17 protein-coding genes are annotated in these 19803 nt (G+C 58.4%); 13 read left to right on the top strand and 4 right to left on the bottom strand.

The window, feature by feature from the left end; genetic code table 11:
• Nucleotides 1-35: 35 nt before the first annotated feature.
• The 5 genes from VJR29_02980 to VJR29_02960 all read left to right on the top strand — a co-directional run bounded on the left by VJR29_02980 (nt 36) and on the right by VJR29_02960 (nt 3584).
• A complete protein-coding gene (locus VJR29_02980) occupies nt 36-410 on the top strand; it encodes a methylglyoxal synthase (GenBank protein ID HKY62359.1) in 375 nt (124 codons plus the stop codon).
• Complete coding sequence (locus VJR29_02975) at nt 411-1088, top strand: methyltransferase domain-containing protein (GenBank protein ID HKY62358.1); 678 nt, start codon at nt 411-413, stop codon at nt 1086-1088.
• A gap of 64 nt (nt 1089-1152) precedes the next feature.
• Nucleotides 1153-1815 carry an LON peptidase substrate-binding domain-containing protein gene (locus VJR29_02970; GenBank protein HKY62357.1) on the top strand — a complete coding sequence of 221 codons (663 nt, stop codon included), beginning with the start codon at nt 1153-1155 and terminating at the stop codon, nt 1813-1815.
• 231 nt (nt 1816-2046) lie between these two features.
• Complete coding sequence (locus VJR29_02965) at nt 2047-2769, top strand: hypothetical protein (GenBank protein ID HKY62356.1); 723 nt, start codon at nt 2047-2049, stop codon at nt 2767-2769.
• A complete protein-coding gene (locus tag VJR29_02960; GenBank protein ID HKY62355.1) occupies nt 2766-3584 on the top strand; it encodes a hypothetical protein in 819 nt (272 codons plus the stop codon). The genes VJR29_02965 and VJR29_02960 overlap by 4 nt, the downstream gene beginning before the upstream one ends.
• Here VJR29_02960 and VJR29_02955 read toward each other — a convergent pair.
• The gene (locus VJR29_02955; GenBank protein ID HKY62354.1) at nt 3566-8191 is read right to left on the bottom strand and encodes a sigma 54-interacting transcriptional regulator; all 4626 of its coding nucleotides are present in this window, start codon (nt 8189-8191) and stop codon (nt 3566-3568) included. The genes VJR29_02960 and VJR29_02955 overlap by 19 nt on opposite strands.
• A gap of 100 nt (nt 8192-8291) precedes the next feature.
• Between VJR29_02955 and VJR29_02950 the strand changes: the two genes are divergently transcribed.
• Nucleotides 8292-8990 (top strand): hypothetical protein, encoded by a 699-nt coding sequence (locus VJR29_02950; GenBank protein ID HKY62353.1) that lies wholly within the window; start codon nt 8292-8294, stop codon nt 8988-8990.
• Between the two features lie 13 nt (nt 8991-9003).
• Here the strand turns inward: VJR29_02950 and VJR29_02945 are convergent, their stop codons facing one another.
• Entirely contained in the window at nt 9004-10626 is a 1623-nt protein-coding gene (locus VJR29_02945; protein HKY62352.1) for a serine/threonine-protein kinase, read from the bottom strand.
• A 65-nt stretch (nt 10627-10691) separates the two neighbouring features.
• Between VJR29_02945 and murD the strand changes: the two genes are divergently transcribed.
• Nucleotides 10692-12101 carry a UDP-N-acetylmuramoyl-L-alanine--D-glutamate ligase gene (gene murD / locus VJR29_02940; GenBank protein ID HKY62351.1) on the top strand — a complete coding sequence of 470 codons (1410 nt, stop codon included), beginning with the start codon at nt 10692-10694 and terminating at the stop codon, nt 12099-12101.
• A gap of 18 nt (nt 12102-12119) precedes the next feature.
• Here murD and VJR29_02935 read toward each other — a convergent pair whose 3' ends face one another.
• A complete protein-coding gene (locus tag VJR29_02935; protein HKY62350.1) occupies nt 12120-13556 on the bottom strand; it encodes a hypothetical protein in 1437 nt (478 codons plus the stop codon).
• Between the two features lie 542 nt (nt 13557-14098).
• Between VJR29_02935 and VJR29_02930 the strand changes: the two genes are divergently transcribed.
• Entirely contained in the window at nt 14099-14293 is a 195-nt protein-coding gene (locus tag VJR29_02930; GenBank protein HKY62349.1) for a hypothetical protein, read from the top strand.
• 235 nt (nt 14294-14528) lie between these two features.
• Nucleotides 14529-15032: a hypothetical protein gene (locus tag VJR29_02925; protein ID HKY62348.1), complete on the top strand. Its 504-nt coding sequence runs from the start codon at nt 14529-14531 to the stop codon at nt 15030-15032.
• 102 nt (nt 15033-15134) lie between these two features.
• Here the strand turns inward: VJR29_02925 and VJR29_02920 are convergent, their stop codons facing one another.
• The gene (locus tag VJR29_02920) at nt 15135-16310 is read right to left on the bottom strand and encodes a pyridoxal phosphate-dependent aminotransferase (GenBank protein HKY62347.1); all 1176 of its coding nucleotides are present in this window, start codon (nt 16308-16310) and stop codon (nt 15135-15137) included.
• A 148-nt stretch (nt 16311-16458) separates the two neighbouring features.
• Between VJR29_02920 and VJR29_02915 the strand changes: the two genes are divergently transcribed.
• The 4 genes from VJR29_02915 to VJR29_02900 form a co-directional block, all read left to right on the top strand.
• Nucleotides 16459-17853, top strand: a complete 1395-nt coding sequence (locus VJR29_02915) for a hypothetical protein (protein ID HKY62346.1) — start codon at nt 16459-16461, stop codon at nt 17851-17853.
• A gap of 216 nt (nt 17854-18069) precedes the next feature.
• Entirely contained in the window at nt 18070-18435 is a 366-nt protein-coding gene (locus VJR29_02910; GenBank protein ID HKY62345.1) for a hypothetical protein, read from the top strand.
• A 91-nt stretch (nt 18436-18526) separates the two neighbouring features.
• Complete coding sequence (locus VJR29_02905) at nt 18527-19096, top strand: hypothetical protein (GenBank protein ID HKY62344.1); 570 nt, start codon at nt 18527-18529, stop codon at nt 19094-19096.
• A 63-nt stretch (nt 19097-19159) separates the two neighbouring features.
• Nucleotides 19160-19803: hypothetical protein (locus tag VJR29_02900; protein HKY62343.1), on the top strand; the 644-nt coding region annotated here is incomplete at its 3' end.

The raw sequence follows: 19803 nt of genomic DNA, 5'->3' as shown, positions 1-19803 counted from the left end.
GCTCATAGATCGCCAATATTGTAGGTAAAACCCCTATGGTCCAACAGAAAAAAAAGCGCCTCGCCCTGATCGCCCATGACGGCAAGAAGGCCGACATGGTCGGCTTCGTCAAAGACAACCTGCGTTTCATCAGAAAGATGGAGGTCATTGCCACCGGCACCACCGGAGCCTACCTCGAGCAATCCGGCTTGAAAGTCCGCAAGGTCGAGAGCGGCCCTCACGGCGGCGACGCCCAGATCGCGGCGATGATCGTCGAGGGCAAGCTCGACGGGGTCGTCTTTCTCCGCGATCCGCTGGGAATCCATCCCCACGAACCGGACATCTTCATGCTGCTTCGTTTGGCCGACGTTCACAACCTGCCCTTGGCCACCAACCTCGCCACCGCCAAAATCCTCATCCGCGGAATCTAAATGGATGAAGTGAAGAAAACCTTCGACCAAATCGCCGGGCGCTACGATTCGGAGCGGCGCAAGCTGATCCCCGGCTTCGACGAATTTTACCGGGTGGTGGTCGAGATGGTTCCCTTCGACCCCCAAGGCTCCTGGCGCTTCTTGGACCTCGGCGCCGGCACCGGGCTCTTGACCCAATTTTTGCGGGCCCGTTTTTCCGAGGCCGAGTATGCCCTGATGGATTTCTCCCCCGAGATGCTGGCCCAAGCCCGGGCTCGCTTTGCCGGTCAAGCCGGAGTCCAATTCCTCGAGGCCGACTATGCCACCGCCGACTGGCCGGGGACTTTCGACGGCGTCTTCTCTTCGCTCTCGATTCATCACCTCAGCGACGAGGTCAAGCAGACCCTCTATCGAAAAGTCCTCGGCCACTTGAAGCCCGGGGGAGTTTTCCTCAATGCCGAATTTGTCCGGGCCGAAAGCTCCGAGCTCCAAGCCCGCTATTGGCAGCTCTGGATCGAGAGCATGAAAGCCGCCGGCTTGAGCGAGCCCGAGGTGGGCCATGCCTTGGAGAGGACCTCGATCGACATCCTGACGCCGGTCGAGGTTCAACTGGAATGGCTAAAGGAAGCCGGCTTCGCCGAGGTCGGCTGTCACTACCGGCGCTATCTTTTCGCGGTCTTCGGCGGTCGTCGGCCCTAACATCCTTTCCTTTACCCTCCGCTTCAATTGGGCTAAAGTCCGGCTTTCATTTTCGAGGTTAAGTATGGAGATGCTAGAGGCTTTGAAGCGGCTGCCGCTCTTTCCGCTGCCCCGCACGGTCTTCTTCCCCAAAATGATCCTGCCGCTGCATGTCTTTGAGCCCCGCTACCGGGCCTTGGTCGAGGACAGCTTGAAGGGGCATGGCATGATCGGCATCCCCTTGCTGAAGCCGGGTTACGAAGGGGATTATGAGGGTTCACCCGAAATTTTCCCGATTTTCGGCTTTGGGATGGTCACCCAATCGGAACGTTTGGAAGAGGGGCGCTTTCAAATCACCTTGCAGGGCATGGGGCGGGTCCGGCTCAAGCAAGAGCTCCCGGGGACCGCGCTCTATCGCAGCGCCGAGGTCGAGTTGGTGCCCGATGAGGACTGGCAGAGCAAGGAGAAGCTGGGGCCTTCGATGCACCGGCTGCGTGAAAATTTCCTGCCGCTCCTGCCGCTCTACCGCGAGCTGCCGGCCGACTATCATTCGGCCATCCACCGCATCGAGGACCCCGAGGTCTTTTGCCATCTTCTTGCCACTCATTTGGTCGAAGATCCTTACGCCAGCCAGGCCATGTTGGAGTTGCCCAGCCTCCGGGCTCGGCTCCAGGCCGTGGAAGAGTGGATCGGCAAGGAAAGCCTCAAAAAATCGCCGATTTCGGGAGGGTCGGCCGGAATGGTTTAAGCCAAGAAATTTCGCAATTCTTCGGGGGAAATTGCTGATAATAAGGGTGATCGAGGGCTCGGGTGAAAAAGGGGCGATCTCGTGATCGGGGTTTCTTTAAAAAAATCAATAAAATCAATTACTATTAGTGTTTTCTTAAGGGGTTTCCTAAAGTTTTGCCTGGGTCTTAGCCTGCTGGCTTGCACCGGAGCCCTGGATAGCTCGAGCCCCGGGACGGGAATCGGCGGTCCCTTGGGCGGGGTCGGCGAAACCGGAAACGCCGCCGACGGAACCCTGTCCAGCCAGTCCGGTTACCAAGAATTGGCCGGTGGTTGCGGGACCGATTTAGCTCTGCGCTTCGCCACCGAAGGCAAGGACCCGCCGGCTTGGCTGATCCGTGAGACCGAACCCGCCTATTTCCCGAAGGCCAAGGTCGGTAAATACCAAAAGACGACCGAGGAGGTCCTGCCTTGCACCGATTGCGAAGGCCGGGTGCTCCGCATGATCGATTTGGGCGAGGCGCCCGGCGAGGTCGGCACCGTCGCCCAGCATCGCGGCCAGGTCTTCTCTTGGGTCATGGCTTTGAACAACGACAACTGGGATCCCGCGCTGCTGCCGGCGGCCCGTTACCGCGATTTCGCCCTCACGGCTTCCGGTGAAGCCGATTTGAGCGGGCAGGAGATGCTCGAGGATCATCTCTACTTCTTCCTGGTTTCCAAGCAGCCGGCGGAGCCGGTGTCGAGCTGGACCGCTTTCGGCTCGATCCAGGAATTGAACGACTTAGCCTCATGTAAGAAAGACAGCTCGGCGCCGTTCTTCCAGGTCCGACTGGTCCATGCCCTGGCCAAGCCGCCGGTGGAGCTCAAGCCCATCCAGATTCCGACGGGTGATGAAGAGGAAGAATCGGACGATGAGCCGGTGTTGATTCAGATGCCGCCCCATGCGCCGGCTCAATCTCTGCATCAGCTCCCATGAAGAAAGTTTTCGGCTTATTTTTCCTGTTGAGCGCCTGCGCCGGCGGTTTTAGCGGCAGCGGCGGCTCCGGCTTGCCCGGCTCGGTCGGCGGCGAGGGCCTTCCCCAAGGAGTCGAAGTGGCCGCGGCCACCGGCAGCGATGGCGTGCTCGGCTCTCAATCCTCGTCCAGCGACATCGCCACCAAGTTCGTGCGCGATCATGCCTTGGACTTCGACGGCGAAACCGAGACGATCCACGAAATCTTGATCGAGCGGCCGAAGCTCGGGCCGAGCCAGGCTTTCGGCAAAGCTTCGATTCGAAAGATTCCCACCTCCAAGACTTTGCAGATGGTGGCCGTCCAAGATTTGGAAGTCTCGGCCATTCAGGCTCTGAACCAGGAGGTCTGGGTTCGGGCGATTGGCTGCGGAAACTTCCCCGACGCCGAGATCGAGCCGCTCATTCCGCCCGAGGACCAGAGCAAGCCTTGGGCCCAGGATAAGCTGCTTTGGCTGGTGCTCAACCTGCCGCGGTCCGATAAGCCCGGCATCGTCGAATGTCAGAGCCCGAGCTACCGTGATTTTCCGGTTTCGACCGAGAGCAAGGTCGACCTGACGGCGCTGGCCGGAGAGCCCCAAGATCTCTTCTTCTTCGTGAGGGTGAGCTCGGCCGATTGGAGCAAGGGCGGCGAGCTGGCGCTCGATGCCGCCAAGCCGCTTTCGGACGAGCAGTGGCTGGAGCTCAGCAAAAAGCTTAAGCTCCGGATCGTTCGCCTATTGCCTCACGGCAACACGATTCGGATCCATCCGATCCCGGCCTATCACTTGAGCCCCAACTGAGATTCCACGTAGGACTTCATCTCGATCCGGTTGATCGGGACGCCGTGCCGCATCATCTGGGTGTAGAGGTAGCGCCGGGAGATTCCCAGCGCCTCGGCCGCCAGCCCCTTGTGATAGCCTTGATCGTAGAGCGCCTTGAGCAGGATTCGCTTCTCGTCGGAGAGGTTCGAAGCGGCCGCCGGCGCGGTCTTGCGCGCCGCGCCGCTCGGCGCGCCCGCCGGAGCCTCGGGCTTGCCTTCGAAAAAGACCTTTTTAAAGTTGAAGGATTTGGGCGTCAGCTTGTGCTTTTGATGAAAGAGGGCGGCGGTGCGCAGGGTGTTTTCCAATTCCCGGACGTTGCCCGGCCAGGAATGGGCCATCATCATCTCCAGCGCCTCGGGCGTGATCTCGAGCGGAGTTTGATCCTCGTCCTTGGCGAATTTTTTGAGGAAGTGGCGGGCCAGGATCGGGATGTCCTCGAGCCGCTCGCGCAGCGGCGGAAGGCTCACCGTCACGCCGTTGAGCCGGTAGTAGAGGTCCTCGCGGAATTTTCCCTCGCCGATCATGGCCAGCAAATCCTTGTTGCTGGCCGAGACGACCCGGACCTTCACTTTGATGGTTTCGTTGGAGCCGAGCGGCCGGATCTCGCCCTCTTGCAGAAAGCGCAGCAGCTTGGCCTGCATGGTCGGGCTCATGTCGGCGATCTCGTCCAAGAAGATCGTGCCGCCGTTGGCATACTCGAGGAGGCCCTTCTTGTCGCGGTCGGCGTGGGTGAAGGCGCCGCGCTTGTGGCCGAAGAGCTCCGATTCGAGGAGGGTCTCGGGCAGGGCCGAGCAGTTCTCGCTGACGAAAGGCTTCTTGGCCCGGGAGCTGTTGAAATGGAGGGCCCGGGCGATCATCTCCTTGCCGGTGCCCGATTCGCCGTAGATCCAGACCGGCACCGCGGTCTCGGTGATGCGGTCGACCAAGGAGAGGACCTCGAGCATGGCCGGGGAGGTGCCGACGATGTCCTTGTATTCGAAGGTCAGCTTCTGGCGCTGATCCTCGACCTCGCGCTTGAGGACGCTGAGCTCGGTGGCTTGGTCGTCGACGGTCTGGGCCAGCCGGTCGTTGGCCCGTTTCAGCTCCTCGATCATTTGGGCTTTTTGCAAGGCCAGGGCCGCTTGGTCGGCGAAGGCCTGGAGGGCGACCAGGTCGCCGGGCTTGAAGAGATTGGTTTGATAGCGGTGGTCGAGGTAAAGTGCTCCGATCACGCCTTGGGTCGCCTTGAGCGGCAGCACCAGGATCGACTTCAATTCCAGGGCGTGGACGCTTTCGGCGGTCTCGAAGCGCTCGTCCTGGAGCGCGTTGTCGGTGAGGACCGGCGAGCCGCTTTGAACGGCCTCGCGGACCGCCGAAAGGCTGAGCGAGGAATCTTCTTTCTCGATCAGCTCCCGGGCAAGATTGCGAGCCACTTTGATCTCATAGCCCGGCAGCGGGCCCTCTTTGTTTTCGCTGCGCACCACCAAGAAGCCGCGCTCGGCCTTGGATAGCTCCATCGCCGTGTCCATGAGCTTGACGAGGACGTCGTCGAGCCGGTTGGAGCGGAGCAGTTCGGCGGTGATGGCCGCCAGCTTTTGCAAAAGGTCCATGGGAGGGCTCTCCTTTGAGGATGGGGTTGAATTTTCTTGGAGGACGTAATGCCGATAATCGGCTCGTTCCTCGAATCGGATCTTGAGCGGGTCGGGCAGCCTTGCTTGAATTTGGAGGAGGAGCCGGCGGATTTCATCGGTTTCACCGTTTCCCTCGCCATCGAGCAAACCGAAGAGCCGTCCCTCGAGATCCCAGTCGGGGACTTCGGCTTTGGCTTCGACTGCCTCCGCGATCCAGCTTTCGGGCTTCAACCGCGATAACCAAGCGGAAATCTGCTTTCTTCGCCGTTCATATTCCGGCGAGCTCTCACCCTGGCTCTGGGCCGAGCGCCAGAAGCTCTCGGCTTCGGCGAAATTTCCGACCGCGCCGTGGGCCAAGGCCAGCTGCAGGAAGTTCATCGCCCTTTCGAAGCCGCTGCCGAAGAAGACGAAGATCTCCTGGGCCCGCGCCAAATAGTCCAGCGCCGACGGGTAGTCGCCGCGGCGGCTCTGGAGAACGCCCAGGTTTTGGTAGACCCGAGCCAAGGAATTCTCGTCGCGTTTGGCCGAAGCGATGGCCTGGGCCTCCTGGTAGGCGGCCTCGGTTTCGTCGAGCCGGCCTTGGTCCAAGGCCAAGTTGCCCCGTTCCAAAGCCACCGAAAAACGACCCTGGTGGTCGCCGGCCTCTTCATACATTTTTCCGGCTAGGTCGAGCAGGTTCAGCGCCTCGCTCCAACGGCCGCGCTTGGCCAGCAATTGGGCTTGGTGCTTGAGGACTTCGGCTCGCTGGACGCCGGGCCGAGGCAAGAGCTGGAGAGCCTCGCCGAAGTGAGATTCGGCGGAGTCGTCGTCACCGGCTTCGATATCGAGCTGGCCGAGCAGCGAATGAGCTCGGGCCAGGAAGTCTCTTTGAGGCTCTTGGGCCGAATCGCCGCCGGCGATGCAGTTCTCGAAGCGGCGCCGGGCTTCCTCGAGGTTTCCCAGGTTCTTGTGGGAAAGTCCGCTGGCCAACCAGAATTTGACCTCGTTGTTGCCCAGCGGGTCTTCATGACCTTCGCGATGCCAGCGCTCGATGTATTGGATCGAATCGGAAAAATGCCCTTGGCGCCCATAGGCATTGGCGAGCAGCCGGAGCAGGGCGTCGCGCGCGGTTTTTTCCGTAGCCAAGGGCAAGCCGCGCTCGGCCAAGGCGATGGCTTCGGTAAACCGTTCGCCTTTGAAAAGCTCCTCGCTGGCTTTCAAGGCCCATTCGACGGCTCGGGGATGCTTGGGCAGCTCCATGGCATGAGCGGCCAGGGCGGCGAAGGCCTGAGGCCGGCGCCGCTCCAGCAAGGCGATCCAATCGCGGTGGCCTTGCTCCCGCCGCTCCGACTTCAAGCCGCTCAGGATCGGATCGACCAGGGCGGCATGGGCCAATTGGTAGGCTTCCAGGCCCTCGCGGTCCTTGAGCTTGATCAGGCCTAAGGTCATCAGCGTTTCCAAGCTCGGTTGCAGCTCGCGGACCGAGCTCGCCGCGAGCTCGGCCAACTCGGCGGGGGTCGCGCCTTCGGCCGACAAGGTCAGAGTTTCGATCAAGCGGCGCAAGGGCGGGTCGATTTTGCGAAGCCGGGCTTGAAAGATCTCCTCGAAGCCTTGGGGAATTTGAATTTGGCTCAGGGCTTCGGCATTGAGATGCTTGCGGTCCAGGAGACCGCTGCTCCGGAGATCGCGGCAGGTTTCGGTGAGCAGGCGCGGATTGCCTTGAGTGCGGGAAAAAATCTCTTCGACCAACTTGCCGGGGACTTCCGCTTTCAGGGCCTGTTTCAAAAAGCGTCCGGTGTCGGCGAAATCGAGATGGCTCAAGCGGATGTCGAGCGTGTCGGGCCGGGCGGTCAGGGAGGCGAAAAGAGCGGCGAGCTCGGGGCTCAGCCGCTCCTCGTGATATTCGAGGACCAGAACCCGGGCGGACGACTCTTCCTGGAGCAAGCGGAAGATTTCGCCGATTTGCTCGGGCTTGAGGGTTTCGGCATGGTGAATGAGGCGGGAGCCGCTCGGGCTCAGCCCGGCCAAGCCCATCTCGATGGCGGCCTCGCGCATCCAGCGTGTTTTGCCGACGCCGCTCATGCCGTGAACTAAAACCAGGCCGCCGGTGTTTTTCTCCAAGCGCTCGGCGAGGAACCGGCGAAAGGCCTCGCGGCCTTCTTCGGCGCCGAACATTTCGAAGGAGTGGAAAGACTCCTCGGAGCCCTCGTCGCCCGGCCGTTCTTCGCCACCCAGGGCCGCCAGCGCGTCGCCGGCCGATTGGAGGCGGCGTTCGGCGTCGGCTTCGATCATCCTTTCGATGACCCGAGCCGGCCGGCGCGGAAGGTCGGGAATTTTTTTCGAGAGCGAGGGGAAGTCGGCGGCAAAGAGTTGGCTCAGGTTCTTGGCGCCTTGGCGCGGATGCGTTCCGCTCAAGGCTTGGTAGAAAACGGTGCCGAGTGAAAAGAGATCGGAGGCCGGGCTGCGTCGGCCTTCGACGGCCTCGGGGGCCAGGTAGGGCAGGGAGCCCCCGGGCCGGGCTCCTTGCGGGGCCGAGAGTCGGCTCGTCAGACTGGCCAAGCCAAAGTCCACCAACTTGAGGTGGCCCTGGCGGTCGACCAAGAGGTTGGCCGGCTTGAGATCCCCGTGCAGCAGGCCTTGATGATGGAGATAGTGGAGGGCCTCGAGGCCTTCCTCGAGCCATTGCAAAATTTGATCGGAGCCGGCATCGGCGCTGGCTTCGAGCAGCGGCCGGCCCTCGACGTATTCCATCCAAAAGCAGGGTGAGGGCGGAAGTCCGGTCACGTCGCCGCTTCTCGAGAAACCCTCGATGGCGACCAGCCGAGGATGGCGGAGCTTGGCGAGAATGCCGGCCTCGGACTCGAACATCCGCAGCAGCTCTTCCGAGCCGTTCTTCAAAACCTTGACGGCGAAAGGGATTCCCGAGGAATCGTGCGCCAAATAAACCGTGCCCATCCCCCCTTGCCCGAGAGCGCGGTCGACGGTTAAAGGTGGCATTTTGTGATGTTATTGTTCGATGGGAATTACGTCAATAGTTCTCATTTTGTAATCCATATTTCATTTGCCGCCGAGGGCTGAAAGCGGCCAATAATGGAGAATGAAGATTGAATTTCTCAACCTCAACGGCGACTCGGCCCTGGACCCGGAAATCAAGACTCTCAATCTCAGCCAGGATGGCGAGAGAAAGCCGCCTTCATATTGCCTGCCTTGGGTGGAGGCTTCCCGTTACAGCATTCAGCTTAAATCGAACGAAGATTATGTGATCCGGCGGACGAATACGGGACTGGATGCCTGGGCTGAGCGCGAAGGCAAGAAAATGCCGCTCAGCGACCTGTGGCTGCCGCTTCCCGCGGGCGCTGGACTCATTCCCAAGAGCCCGGAGGAGGCTTTCGAGAGAAAGGTGCATCTGAGCCAATCGCCTTCTTACTCCAGCCCTTGGCAGCGCGAGCAGGGCCACAGCGTGACCCTCAAGTTGGGGATTTATTGGTGGACGCCGCCCGGTTGGGGCTTGTTCATTGTCTCCGCGGTGCACCGCAACGATGACTTTCGTATCGAGGAAGGCTTCGTGCGCACGGACCTTTGGCACCGGGATATACCGATCGTGCTGAATCCGCTCAAGGAGGAGGTTCGTCTCCGCAAGGGCGCAGTGATCGCATCGGCCTTGCCGGTGTTGGCCGAGGATTTTGAGCTGGTTCCGGTTGAACACGAGGATGCCCGAAAGAAAGAGATCATCGAGCAAGTCAACCAGAAGCGGCTCAATGCTTCGATCTACAAGAAGCTGCTAAAGCGTGACTGAGAGAAATTCAGGGTTATTTTTTGCCGAACTCTCTGCCCAACCAGCCGCCGAATTCTCCGAGATATTGGCCTAGCGCCTCTTTGTCCGCGGTGGGATTGACGGCCCACTCCAAGGCCTGCCGCATTTCCGGCTTCTTCTCCGGGTAGTGCTTCGAAAAGAGCTCATAGGAGGGATAAAGGTCCCGGGTGAAAACCTGCTCCTTTTCCATGACCAGGGAGAATCCGGTGCGAAGAATTTTCTTCATCACCCAGGAGCAGATTTTTTCGATTTCATCTGCATCCCTAGTGCTCCGCAAGCGCCGGGAAGCCGTATCCAAGATTTCGTAAATATTGCCAAAAAGGAAGAATCCGTTCGCGCGACTTGGCCGAAAATTTGGTAATTGAGCGCTTAGATCTTCTCCTTGAATGCAAAGAGAGAGGATTTTCAAGGTAAAGCGCCACGATAGATATTCAAGAGAATTGAGCAGCTCTTGAAGCGGTAAAACACGAATTTCGACATAACGACAAAGCGGAAAACTGAGCCGGAAACGCTCCCCGTATTCCTCCATCCATTGAAGATCCGATGGATCCGGCGCTCGATGAACCACCGCGAAGCTGTCGAGATCGGACTCCCCGGCATGAGCGGTTCCCATTACGACGGAGCCCCTGATGTAAACACTGTGTAAGTTGGCTCCGAGATGTCGTAAATAGACGCCTCGGACCTCATCGATTAGAGGCCGCCATTCCGAGGGAATATGTCTCCATGAGCATTCGTTTGTGAGATACCCTTGCTCGTTCGCCCGCATCACTTTCCCAAATTCTCTGATTTTTTTTATAGGCTTTGAGATCGAGGGAGGCATCGATAGGGTTGGCTTGTTAATGATTCCCGTAGGCGAGTGTCCGATGAGATAGCTGTTTAAATCTCGAGCGATGCTTGATGCTGACGAGTAACCGCCCTCCCGGCCCGCATTCAAACTCTTTCGAATAATGTCACTGAGCGGTTCTGGGATGAAATTAGGGAAAGAAGGGATGCTGCGCCGCAGATCCCTCATTTTAAAATACATTTCCATTTTTGTGCTGTCGGGAATCAGAACCTCGTTGGTGAGCAGTTCGTAGAGGATTAGTCCGAAAGCGAACAAGTCCCCGGAAATTTCAATTTTTCTTGAATCCATTCTTTCAGGGGGCATATAGGCAAAGGTTCCGCCTTCAAGTGTTAAATCGATAATTTTTATGTCACCTTCGAGTTCGAGCATAATGTTGTGCGGCTTGAGATCGGCGTGGATCACCGGGCCATCGGATAAAGACAAGCCGTGAAGGGAGCTGAGGCCCTCGGCGATTTGAAGGGCAATGCTCGCAGCCTCCAGGGGCGTGAATGGGGTATTGCATTTCTTGTTTTGCTCTATGACCTGTTGCAAGTTGTTTCCGCGGAGTCTTTCCATTAAGATAAAAGGTCCGCTTGAATCCTCTCCGACTTGGAAGATTTTTGGAAAGCGAGGGTTCCCCTCCAGCGCCTGCAGGACCTTAGCTTCGGTTTGAAGCATTCGCCGAACGTTGGGATCGTCTTTTAAGGAAGGCTTCGGCCTTTTTAGGGCCCTGACGCCTCCGTCATTCTGAACTGTGTAAATTTCGAAATAGGAACCCCGGCCTAGCAGTTCCATGAGAGTATAGGACAGCACTGGGGAATTATATTGTAACTCCATGGTTTTTTGGGTATTTTTTTTGGATGTTGGTTTTAAAGGGAAAAAGGGTCGCGGTCCTGGGCTTGATGGATGCAGGGGTTGCGGCAATTCGTTTTTTAGCGGCGCAGGGTGCCAAAGTTCAGGCCTATGGCGTCGCCACCGAGAACGATCTAAAGCGAATCCGGGCAGAGCTAAAAACCGTTAGCTATGAGTTGTTTGTTGAAAGTCCCACGCGGCAGGCACTTGAAAGCCAAGACTATGTCATTCTCACTTCCGGCGGCTATCACTATCATGAAGTCACCGATCCTTTAAGAGCTGCGGGAAAGACCTTTCTTACCGATTTGGAGCTGGCCTCACACTTTTATACACGTCCCATCATCGCCATCACCGGTTCCAATGGCAAATCCACCACCATCCATCTGGTGAAGGCCTTCCTTGAGGCCGGCGGCAAGAAGGTATTGACGGCGGGCGGGGACCACGTGGACTTTGCCCAGTCTTTGTGTGAGAAAACTCCATATGACTATGTGCTGCTGGAATTGAGCAGCGCTCGGCTCCGCGAGACCGAAAGGTTTCGGCCTCATATCGCGGTATTCTTGAATCTATATCCCGGGCATTCCGATAGGCATGACTCGATGAGGAGCTACGGGTTGGCCAAATCGAAAATCTTTTCCGGGCAGGGTGAAGATGACTTCCTGGTGCATCAAGCATCTCATGAAATTCAGGAGATCATTCGAGAGGTTGGGTCCAAGGCGAAAGCTTTGCGATTCTCGGTGTATGAGGAGCTTGAGGTAGGTATTTTTTACCGTTCTCGAGGTAACTCTTTGCGGTTCCGCGACGGGAAGGGTAATGAATCTAAGTATAGATTAGAGCGATTTTCTTTTCCCGGGCCGCATAACATCGAAAACTTGGCCGCTGCCGTTCTGGTGGCAAAAATTTGCGGTATTCCCGACGAGATCATCCGTAAAACAATCGAAACCGTGGCTCCTTTGCCCGATCGCGTAGAGCTGATAACGAAGATCGGAGGGGTGGCTTATTATAGCGACGCCAGGTCTTCCAACGCGATCGCCACTTTGAAAAGTCTGCAAACATTCCCGGACGGCAAAGTCATATTGATTGCCGGAGGGGAATATATGGAACACCAGCTATATTGGATGCTCAAGGACACTATCGCCAAGAAGGCAAAGGCCCTCGTTGTTTTTGGCATGAACCGGGAACATTTCCGGAAGCATTGGGAGGGCTCCACTCAGATACTCATGTCCGAAAATCTGGAAACGGCCGTTGAAATAGCGAATCGGTTGGCAGAGAAGGGCGACATTGTTCTTTTCTCGCCAGCCGCTCGTCCGGAGCCCGCGGTTCATATGACCGTCAAAAAAAGAAGCCTGGTCTTTCGGCAAGCAGTCGAAAAAAATGCCGAGCTCAGCAAGGTAAGAGCGTATTTTCCAACCAGAATTTAAATTTAGCGGTTCGCCGCGTTATCCGGCGTCGGAATCATAATTGGATTTTCCGACTTGTGGATCTCCGAAGGTTTGCAGATCCGGCGGTTTCCATTGTCCGTCGCCCTCGTTGTCATACTTGATGGACGGTATTTCAATGTTGATTTCGCTCTCGGTAAGCGTGGTGGAGGGAGAGATTTTTCCGTCAAGGTCGCTGAATAGGTCAATGACCGTGCCGCCAATGCTAATTTGATCGGCTACTAGGTATTGTTGGTGGGTCAATTCCCAGCCGCTATATCCGGAAACTTCAACCGGTTTAACATCTTGCCCCGGGTAAAGTGCTTCCAAAAGCGGGGTCAAGGTTTCCGTAACCGCTTTCATTGCATCCATAACGGCTTTGCTTTTATCGTCTTGATGGTATTTCAAATCATAGAGATTTTGCCACGCCGTTGTGTCGCTGTTGTCGCCGTCGGTAGTGCTGCGGGTGTTGGAAGAGTTTATGGAGTCGGCAGCGTATTTGTTGTCCTCGTAGAACTTAGCTCGTTCGTTCGCCGCGGTTTCCACGGCCTCGAGCTTGGTCTTAAGCTCCGGCGAAATCTCCTTGAGGAAGTCGAAGAGCTCCATCGGAGGCGGCAGCGAGAGGTTGTCCAAGCTGATGCCCGAGGCTTCGGCCTTGGCAGCGAGCTCTTCGGGAGTCATGCCGGCCAGCTCGGCCAAGCCCTTGACGCCCTGGGAGTGCAGGTTGCTGCCGTCGACGCCGGTCTTGAGCTCGTTGAGCTCCTCGCGCATCCCTTCGACGTCGATATCGGCCAAGCGGGCCGGATCCTTCTCGGCGAGCTCGATGTCATTGATCATCCGGTCGATGGCGCCGCAGTATTCGGTCTTCTCGGCCTCGGTCAGATTCTCCATGTCCATGACGTCGTCGCGATAGTCCTCGAGCTCATCCTTGAACTCTTCGACGGACTTGGCGTGCGCTTCATTGTTTACCGGCTCGCCATCCTCGCCCACCATGCCGTCCACCGACTCTTGGGGATTGGCGATCATGTTGAGCTCTTCGGCGATCGCTTGGAGCTCGGCCGCCGCCCGCTCCGGGCTCATGCCGGTGGTGGCATTGATGCGGCCTTGGAAGGCGCGGTAGTCATCTTCCGAAAGGGTGCCCTGAAGGTCGCGCAACATGGCGCGGACCGAAGCTTCGGTGATCGGGCCGCCGGCGCCCATGCCGGCGTCGTCGCCATAACCCTCGTCGCCGCCCTCGACCTCAAAGTCTCCGTTCATGTCGCTGAAGTCGCCGTAGTCGCCGTAATTCATGTCCTCGTAGCCGGAATAGCTATCGGGCGGGACCGCGCCGTTGTCGCCCATGCCGGGGTCGTAACCGCCGCTGCCATAATCGCCGCCATAAGGATCGTTGCCGTAGCTCTTGGAGTAGGGATCGTTCGAAGTGGGAGGAGTCTGATTATTCTTAATCGGATTACTCATGAATTCTATTCTCCTGAGCGCTTGGGAGGAATGGAACCGCCCCTAAGCATTTTGAAACCCTTGGGTTTCATTGTCCAGCCACGGATTTTGTTTTGTCGGAAGGGGAATAGAAAGAAAGCTATGCTTACGCCCCCGCCGGCCCAAGCCCTCTACCCTCTATTTTCGCCGCGGCGTTCTAAGGTGTTGTGAAAGGGGCGAAATATTCATTGGAATTCGAAACCTTGAGTCGGGGTTGGAAGACCCCAATTTCGCCCTCTTGACCCCTGAAGAAGGGGTGAGAGGCCGTTTACACGCCCGATTTGGCCCGCCCAAGGCTCAAATTCCTGTACCAAATTGGTTGAATTTGGAGGGTAGGGACCTCAGATTTTTTGCCAATTGTGGAGTATGCCCCTCAATTCAGGGCTTCTTGGCGTTTCCAGCGTTGCCCGAATCTCCATTCAAACTATTGTTTTTATTAAATTATTCTATAAGAGCGCTCAATGGGCCTCCATGGCCTATTTTATGCACGAATTCTTCATATCAGAGGAAGGAAAGAGCACTCCATGACTTGGACCAATCCCAAACGCGACAAATCCGACTTCTTCGAAGATTTTACCAAGGAAGACCTGGAAACTCAGCCGGTCTCCGGCCAAGACCGCAACAAGGAAAAAACTCCGCCTCCCAAAGTCGGCCCGCTCTGGGAAGTCGACGAATCCGACGCCAGCGACTTCGTGAAAGACTTTTTCAAGCCCTCATAAAATTCCTCGGCATCTGATTGCACCATCAAATGCCTACCATTGCCCCAGTTCACACTGGGGCATTTTTTTTGTCATTCCGAGGAGCAAAGCGACGAGGAATCCCTGCGGAGGATGTTTTACGAAAATATACTTCGCAGGGATCCCTCGTTACGCTCGGGATGACATCCTGCTTCCCCTTGTGGAACAAGTATGATAAGTCCATGAAATCTGAAGTGAAGACCGGAAGGAGGTCCCTGTGTATAAGTACAATTTTTTGAGCTTAACCTTGCTCCTCGCGCTCAGCGCGGGGCCCGCCTTGGCGGCGAGCCAAGACCAAGATTCGACGAAGGCCTTGCAAAGCATGACCAGCGCCCCGGAGGCGGCTCCCAACAATTCGGCTCAAGTCGACCCTGAAAACGACTCCTTGGCCGGCGAGGCCGGCAAGGACTTTTCCGACGGGGCCAAGGGTTTGGGTCGGGGCTTCGTCAAGGGCGCCAAGGTGACCGGCAACGCCTTCAAGAAGGCTGGAGTGACGATGGGCCGGGGATTCAAGCGGGCCGGCACCGCGATCCGCGATTACTTCGCCGGCAAGCCCGAGGTCGAAGAACGCGACTTGAGCGAAGATTCGGAAACCGAAGCCCTGCCTTCGACGCCGCGCGATTCCTCGGCCGAGGATTTGGATGCGGTCGGCAATGATGTTCCGAAGGTCGCGCCGAAGCGCCTCTCCAAAGAAGAAACGAAGACGAATACCCCCCTTTGAAAAAGGGGGGATTTTGCAGCGCTTGGTAAATGCAAGGAGCTGGATTTTTTTGCGGCGATTTTAAATCCCCCCAGCCCCCCTTTTTCAAAGGGGGGGAGGATTTCAGCGAATCAACCGCCGGTTTTTCAGATAATCCCCGATTCTCGCCAGACCCTCGCGGATCTTGGCCAAGTCCGTCGCATAGGAAAAACGGAGGTAACCCTCGCCCGAGGCTCCGAAATCGATGCCCGGCGTCAGTCCCACCTTGGCCTTGGCCAGCAAATCGAAGGCGAAGCGCCGCGAATCGCCCGTGTAGTGCTTGGCATTGGCGAAGACGTAGAAGGCGCCTTTCGGGTCGGCCGCCACCCCGAAGCCCAAAGCTCGCACCCCCTTCAACATTGCCCGACGCCGCTCGGCGAAGCGCCGCCGCATCTCGGCTTGATCCTTGTCGGCATGCTTGAGAGCCGCAATCCCCGCCAACTGCACGAAGCTTGAAGTCGAGATGAAAAAATTCTGAGCCATGTTCTGGAAAGTTTTGGTGAAGGCCCGGGGGAAGATGCAATAGCCCAGGCGAAAGCCGGTCATCGCATAGGCCTTGGAGAAGCCGTTCAGGACGAAGGCTCGGTCGGTGAACTCCAGGATCGAGCGCTCTTCCCCCTCATAGGTCAGGCCATGATAGACCTCGTCGCTGATCAAATAGCGGCCGGTGGCGGCCAAGGCCTTGAGCTGGGCCGAGGAGAGAGTCCCGCCGGTGGGATTGGCAGGCGAATTGATCAAGATCGCCTTCACTCGGGGGCCCAGCTTTTTTTTCACCTCCTCGATGCGGAATTGGAAGCCATCTTCTTCTCGGACCTTGACGAAGGAGGCTTGGGCTTGGGCGAAGCGCAGAAAGTTCGCGTAGCAAGGATAATGAGGATCGCTCAGCAGCACTCGGTCGCCGGGATCGAGCAGGGCGCCGAAGAGAACCAGCATGGCCGGCGAGGTGCCGGCGCTGACCAGGATTTGATCGGGGTGAAGCGTCACCCGGTAGCGCCTGCGGTAGTGCTCACAGATCGCCTCGCGCAGCTCGATCAGCCCGAGCGAGTGAGTGTATTTGGTGAAGTCGCGCTTCAAGCCGGCGGCGGCCGCCGCCTTGACCGCCGGCGGGGCCGGGAAATCGGGCTCGCCGACCGAAAAGCTGATGACGTCGTGGCCCAGGGCCGCCATCCCGTGGATCTTTTCCATGACTTCCATCGCCAGGAAGGAGCTGAGGGATTGGCTGCGCCGGGAGAGCTTTTTTAAGGACTTCTTTCTATTCATGGGTTACAGGGTTTGACGCAGTGCGGCCCTTAAAGGGCCTTGCAACGGGATCTCGGTAGCAAGGGGCTTCGGCCCCGTTCCGGTCCCAGGGGCGCAACTTTCGCCGGAATCCGTCGATTATTCTAGGAATATCGGAGGGTTTTTTAAGATGACGGCCCCAACTCGAATTTCCCCGCCCCCTGGCGTTATTTATGACGAAGCCGCTGGCGTTTGCCGCGCCGAATCCGTCTTGGACCCGGCTCCGGTCTGCGAAGCCCCGGCCCCAAGCGCCGCTCCGGTCGACCGCTATGCCCAGGTTTCGCGCTCCCATCTGATCGCCGATGCCCTCCGCGATTCGCGGCCGCCCCTCCAAAGAAATTGGGGCAATCCCATCGCCCACAGCCTTTGGTCGGTGCTTTCCGGTCCGGTGGCTTGCAGCTCGGCGCCGGATCCGGTCGAACCGGGTGACCCGGTCCGCTCGGCCACTCCTCAAGGCGAAGCCGTCGTGATGAATGCCCAGCCCTTGCGCGGAAATTTGAATGAGTACGATCTTTCGGGCGGCGCTTCGGCCACCGCGGTTGCCTGGTCGGTCTTCAACTCGACGACTCCGGCCGAAACCGGCACCTTTGCCTATGTCCGCAACGGCGGGTCCGACGGGACCTTGCTGACCGCCAGCAACGACACTTCGGCCCTGCACAAGTTCACCACGTCGGCCACCATGGACGACGGCTCGAGCATCGTCGCCTACACCAAGGCCACCGGCGAGGATGAGCCGTCGAGCATCGTCGGCCATCGCATCTCGGCCGGCGGCGCGGTCGAGGGCAGCGAGATCACGATCTTGCCCGCCGCCATTCGCACGACCTTGCCCGACGCCCAGCTCGTCGCCACCGCCGACGGCTTCGTCGCGGTCTACCGCGACGGCAACGATCAATTGATGGCCGCGGCCTTCAATGCCGGCGGCGTGGCCCAAGGCTCACCCCAAAACTTGGGCGCCGCGCCCCGGCGCTATGCGGTCAATCGCGACGAGAGCGGTCATTGGGTTTTGGCCGAAATCGTCTCGGACAATCAAATCCGGCTACGCACCTTCGACGGCACCCGTTCGGCCGGCGTCGACGAGACGATCACGACCGGCGGCTTTTCGGCCAGTCTCGGCTTGAGCGTGGCGATGCAGGAAGGCGGAACCATGATGGTCGCCTGGAACAAGGCCGGCGGCGGCATCATGGGAGCGGTCTTCAACGGCTCGGGCGAGGGGTCGGGCGATCCTTTCGAAATCCGCTCCAGCGGTTTGGCCAACACCATGTCGCTGGCCGCGGACCATCGCGGCAATTTCGTCTTCGCTTGGGAAGAGGCCGGCGCCATCCTGGCCCGGATCTACAACGGGACCCAAGCTTTCACCACGCCGGCCGACTTCTCCTCGATCTCGATGACCGGCACCTCCAACTCCAACGTCCAAGCCCACGTTTCGGACAGCGGACGCCTGGTGCTGACCTGGGTTCGCAGCGGCACCTCCGGCGGCGAAACCTTGCAGGACCTGCTTCGGCGGGAATACCAGCTGAATTACTGAGCAATGTCATCCTGAGCGAAGCGAAGGATCTGCGACTGGCTAAGGAACTATTTAAATCCAAACGTCCCTTCGTTCCCACAGAATCCCTCCGAAGAGACGAAGGGACTTAAGAGTTTTCAAACAGGCTTGGCAGGTCGCAGATCCTTCGCTTCGCTCAGGATGACAACTCCGCAACAAATCCCTGAAAACCCCGATAAACCCCTTAGGAGTAAGGGCGTGTCTATCGGGCAATTTCAAAACCGATCCGAGTCTTCTCAGCTTCCGAGCGAGGCCGTCGAAGACCTCCTCCAAAGACTGGAAGAGCTCTGCCCCCGCGAGATGGCCCAAGCTCTCTGCACCCTCGAGTTTCACGAGCATCTCGCCAAGAAAAGCGCTTCCTTCAATCCGCATTCGCCGGGCGAGACTTCGATCTATTTCTCCCGCGGGCTCAAGCAAGAGATCCAGGGGATTTACCTCGAGCTGGCCAAGCACTTGAAGGCCCAGAACCGCGACGCCCACAAGCTGATGGACCGGGTCTTCGAGTTCTTCGAGCAGACCATGAAGTTCATGGTCCAGTCGCCGCTGATGGTGTCGAGCAATTGAATGCGATAGGCTCTTGAAAAGATTCTCAACTGGGAGCTATATCCGCCGATGATAGGTTTCCGACTATATTTTTCCTTGGAAAGGGGCTCCCATGGAAAGTTCGAACCGAGTGGATTACTCACGCGCGCTCGTCGACTTCAATCCCGTTGAAAAATTAAAAGGGGCGTCCGAGAACCAGCTGAATAATAATATCGATGCCGATTCGCTTGCGGCCGGAGCTCCGTTTTGGAAATTCGATGATTGCGGAAGCAGCAAAGTCACTACTGCGCTGTCCTATACCGCCACGGCATTAAACGCTTATAATTGGAAGATTTCAGAAGGTCCGCGGCTATCCGAAATGTGGGCCCTCTCGACTTCGATTTTAGCGTTGAATTCGGGAATCCAGCATTATCATTCCTGGCGAACTTGTCGTGGACCCGGTCGCCCTCAGGGTCCTCAAGATTCCGTTCCGACTCTGAACAATCCCGGCTCCCATCAGGATTCGGCTCCGATTCGCAATTTAGACAAAGGCATGGATTGGGGAAGGGTTGGTTGGAGCGCGGCCGGGGCTTTGGCGGCGGTTGGAGCCGCTGTGCTTCTGTTCGTTCCCTTCGACGGTCCGGCCGGCGAAGCGGCCCTGGGTTCGGCTTCGCTCGCGGCATTCGCGAATGCCGGCTTTTAGGAACCCATTCGGCCTTCACCGCAACTTTTCCTGCCATTTCCCGAATTTTCCGCTTACCGTGCCATGAGCCGATCTCTTTCCACCATACCCGAATGGCGTTCCCTGTCCGCCGAGCGCGATCCCGAGCTGAGAGCCGAGGGGCTCCTCTCTTTGGCCGGACGATTGGAAGCGCGAGGCCAGGAAAGCCGGGCGGCCGAAATTTACGCCGGCTTAGCCAGTCCGGAAGGCGGCGAATTCGACAGCGTTCGGCGCCGGGCCCAAGCCCGCTTCCAAGGCCTGATGGGCGGCGGTCCCTTGGGAATCCGGGCCGAAGTCTTCCTTCGCCGTTTCATCGGCCACAGCACCGATCCCTCGGCTATCTTCGCGATGAGCGCCGCCGGCGCCGTCTTCCGAGTGGCACGTTTGGCCGGTTTGGCGCGCCTCTCGGCCGCTCCGGCTTCCTTTCTCTCCCGGGGAATGGGGGCAAGAACGGTCGCGGCCTTGGGCGGCCTCGGCGCCGAGTCCATGGTTTTTCCCTTGGCGATTCGTCTCGGCAACGCCGCCTTGGGCCGAGATCAGGTCTGGAGCGTCCCTGCCTTGAGCCGCGAATGGGGCGCCGGTCTCTTGACCTTGGGAGCCCTGCGGGGCAGCGGAGCGGCGATGGGCCTGGTGGCCCGACGTTGGGCCGCCCAGGGGCCGGTATCGACTTGGCTCCTGACTCAGTCGAG

Source organism: bacterium (genome assembly GCA_035281585.1).
GTDB lineage: Bacteria > UBA10199 > UBA10199 > DSSB01 > DSSB01 > DATEDP01.
This window is presented reverse-complemented; position numbering and strand designations above follow the sequence as displayed.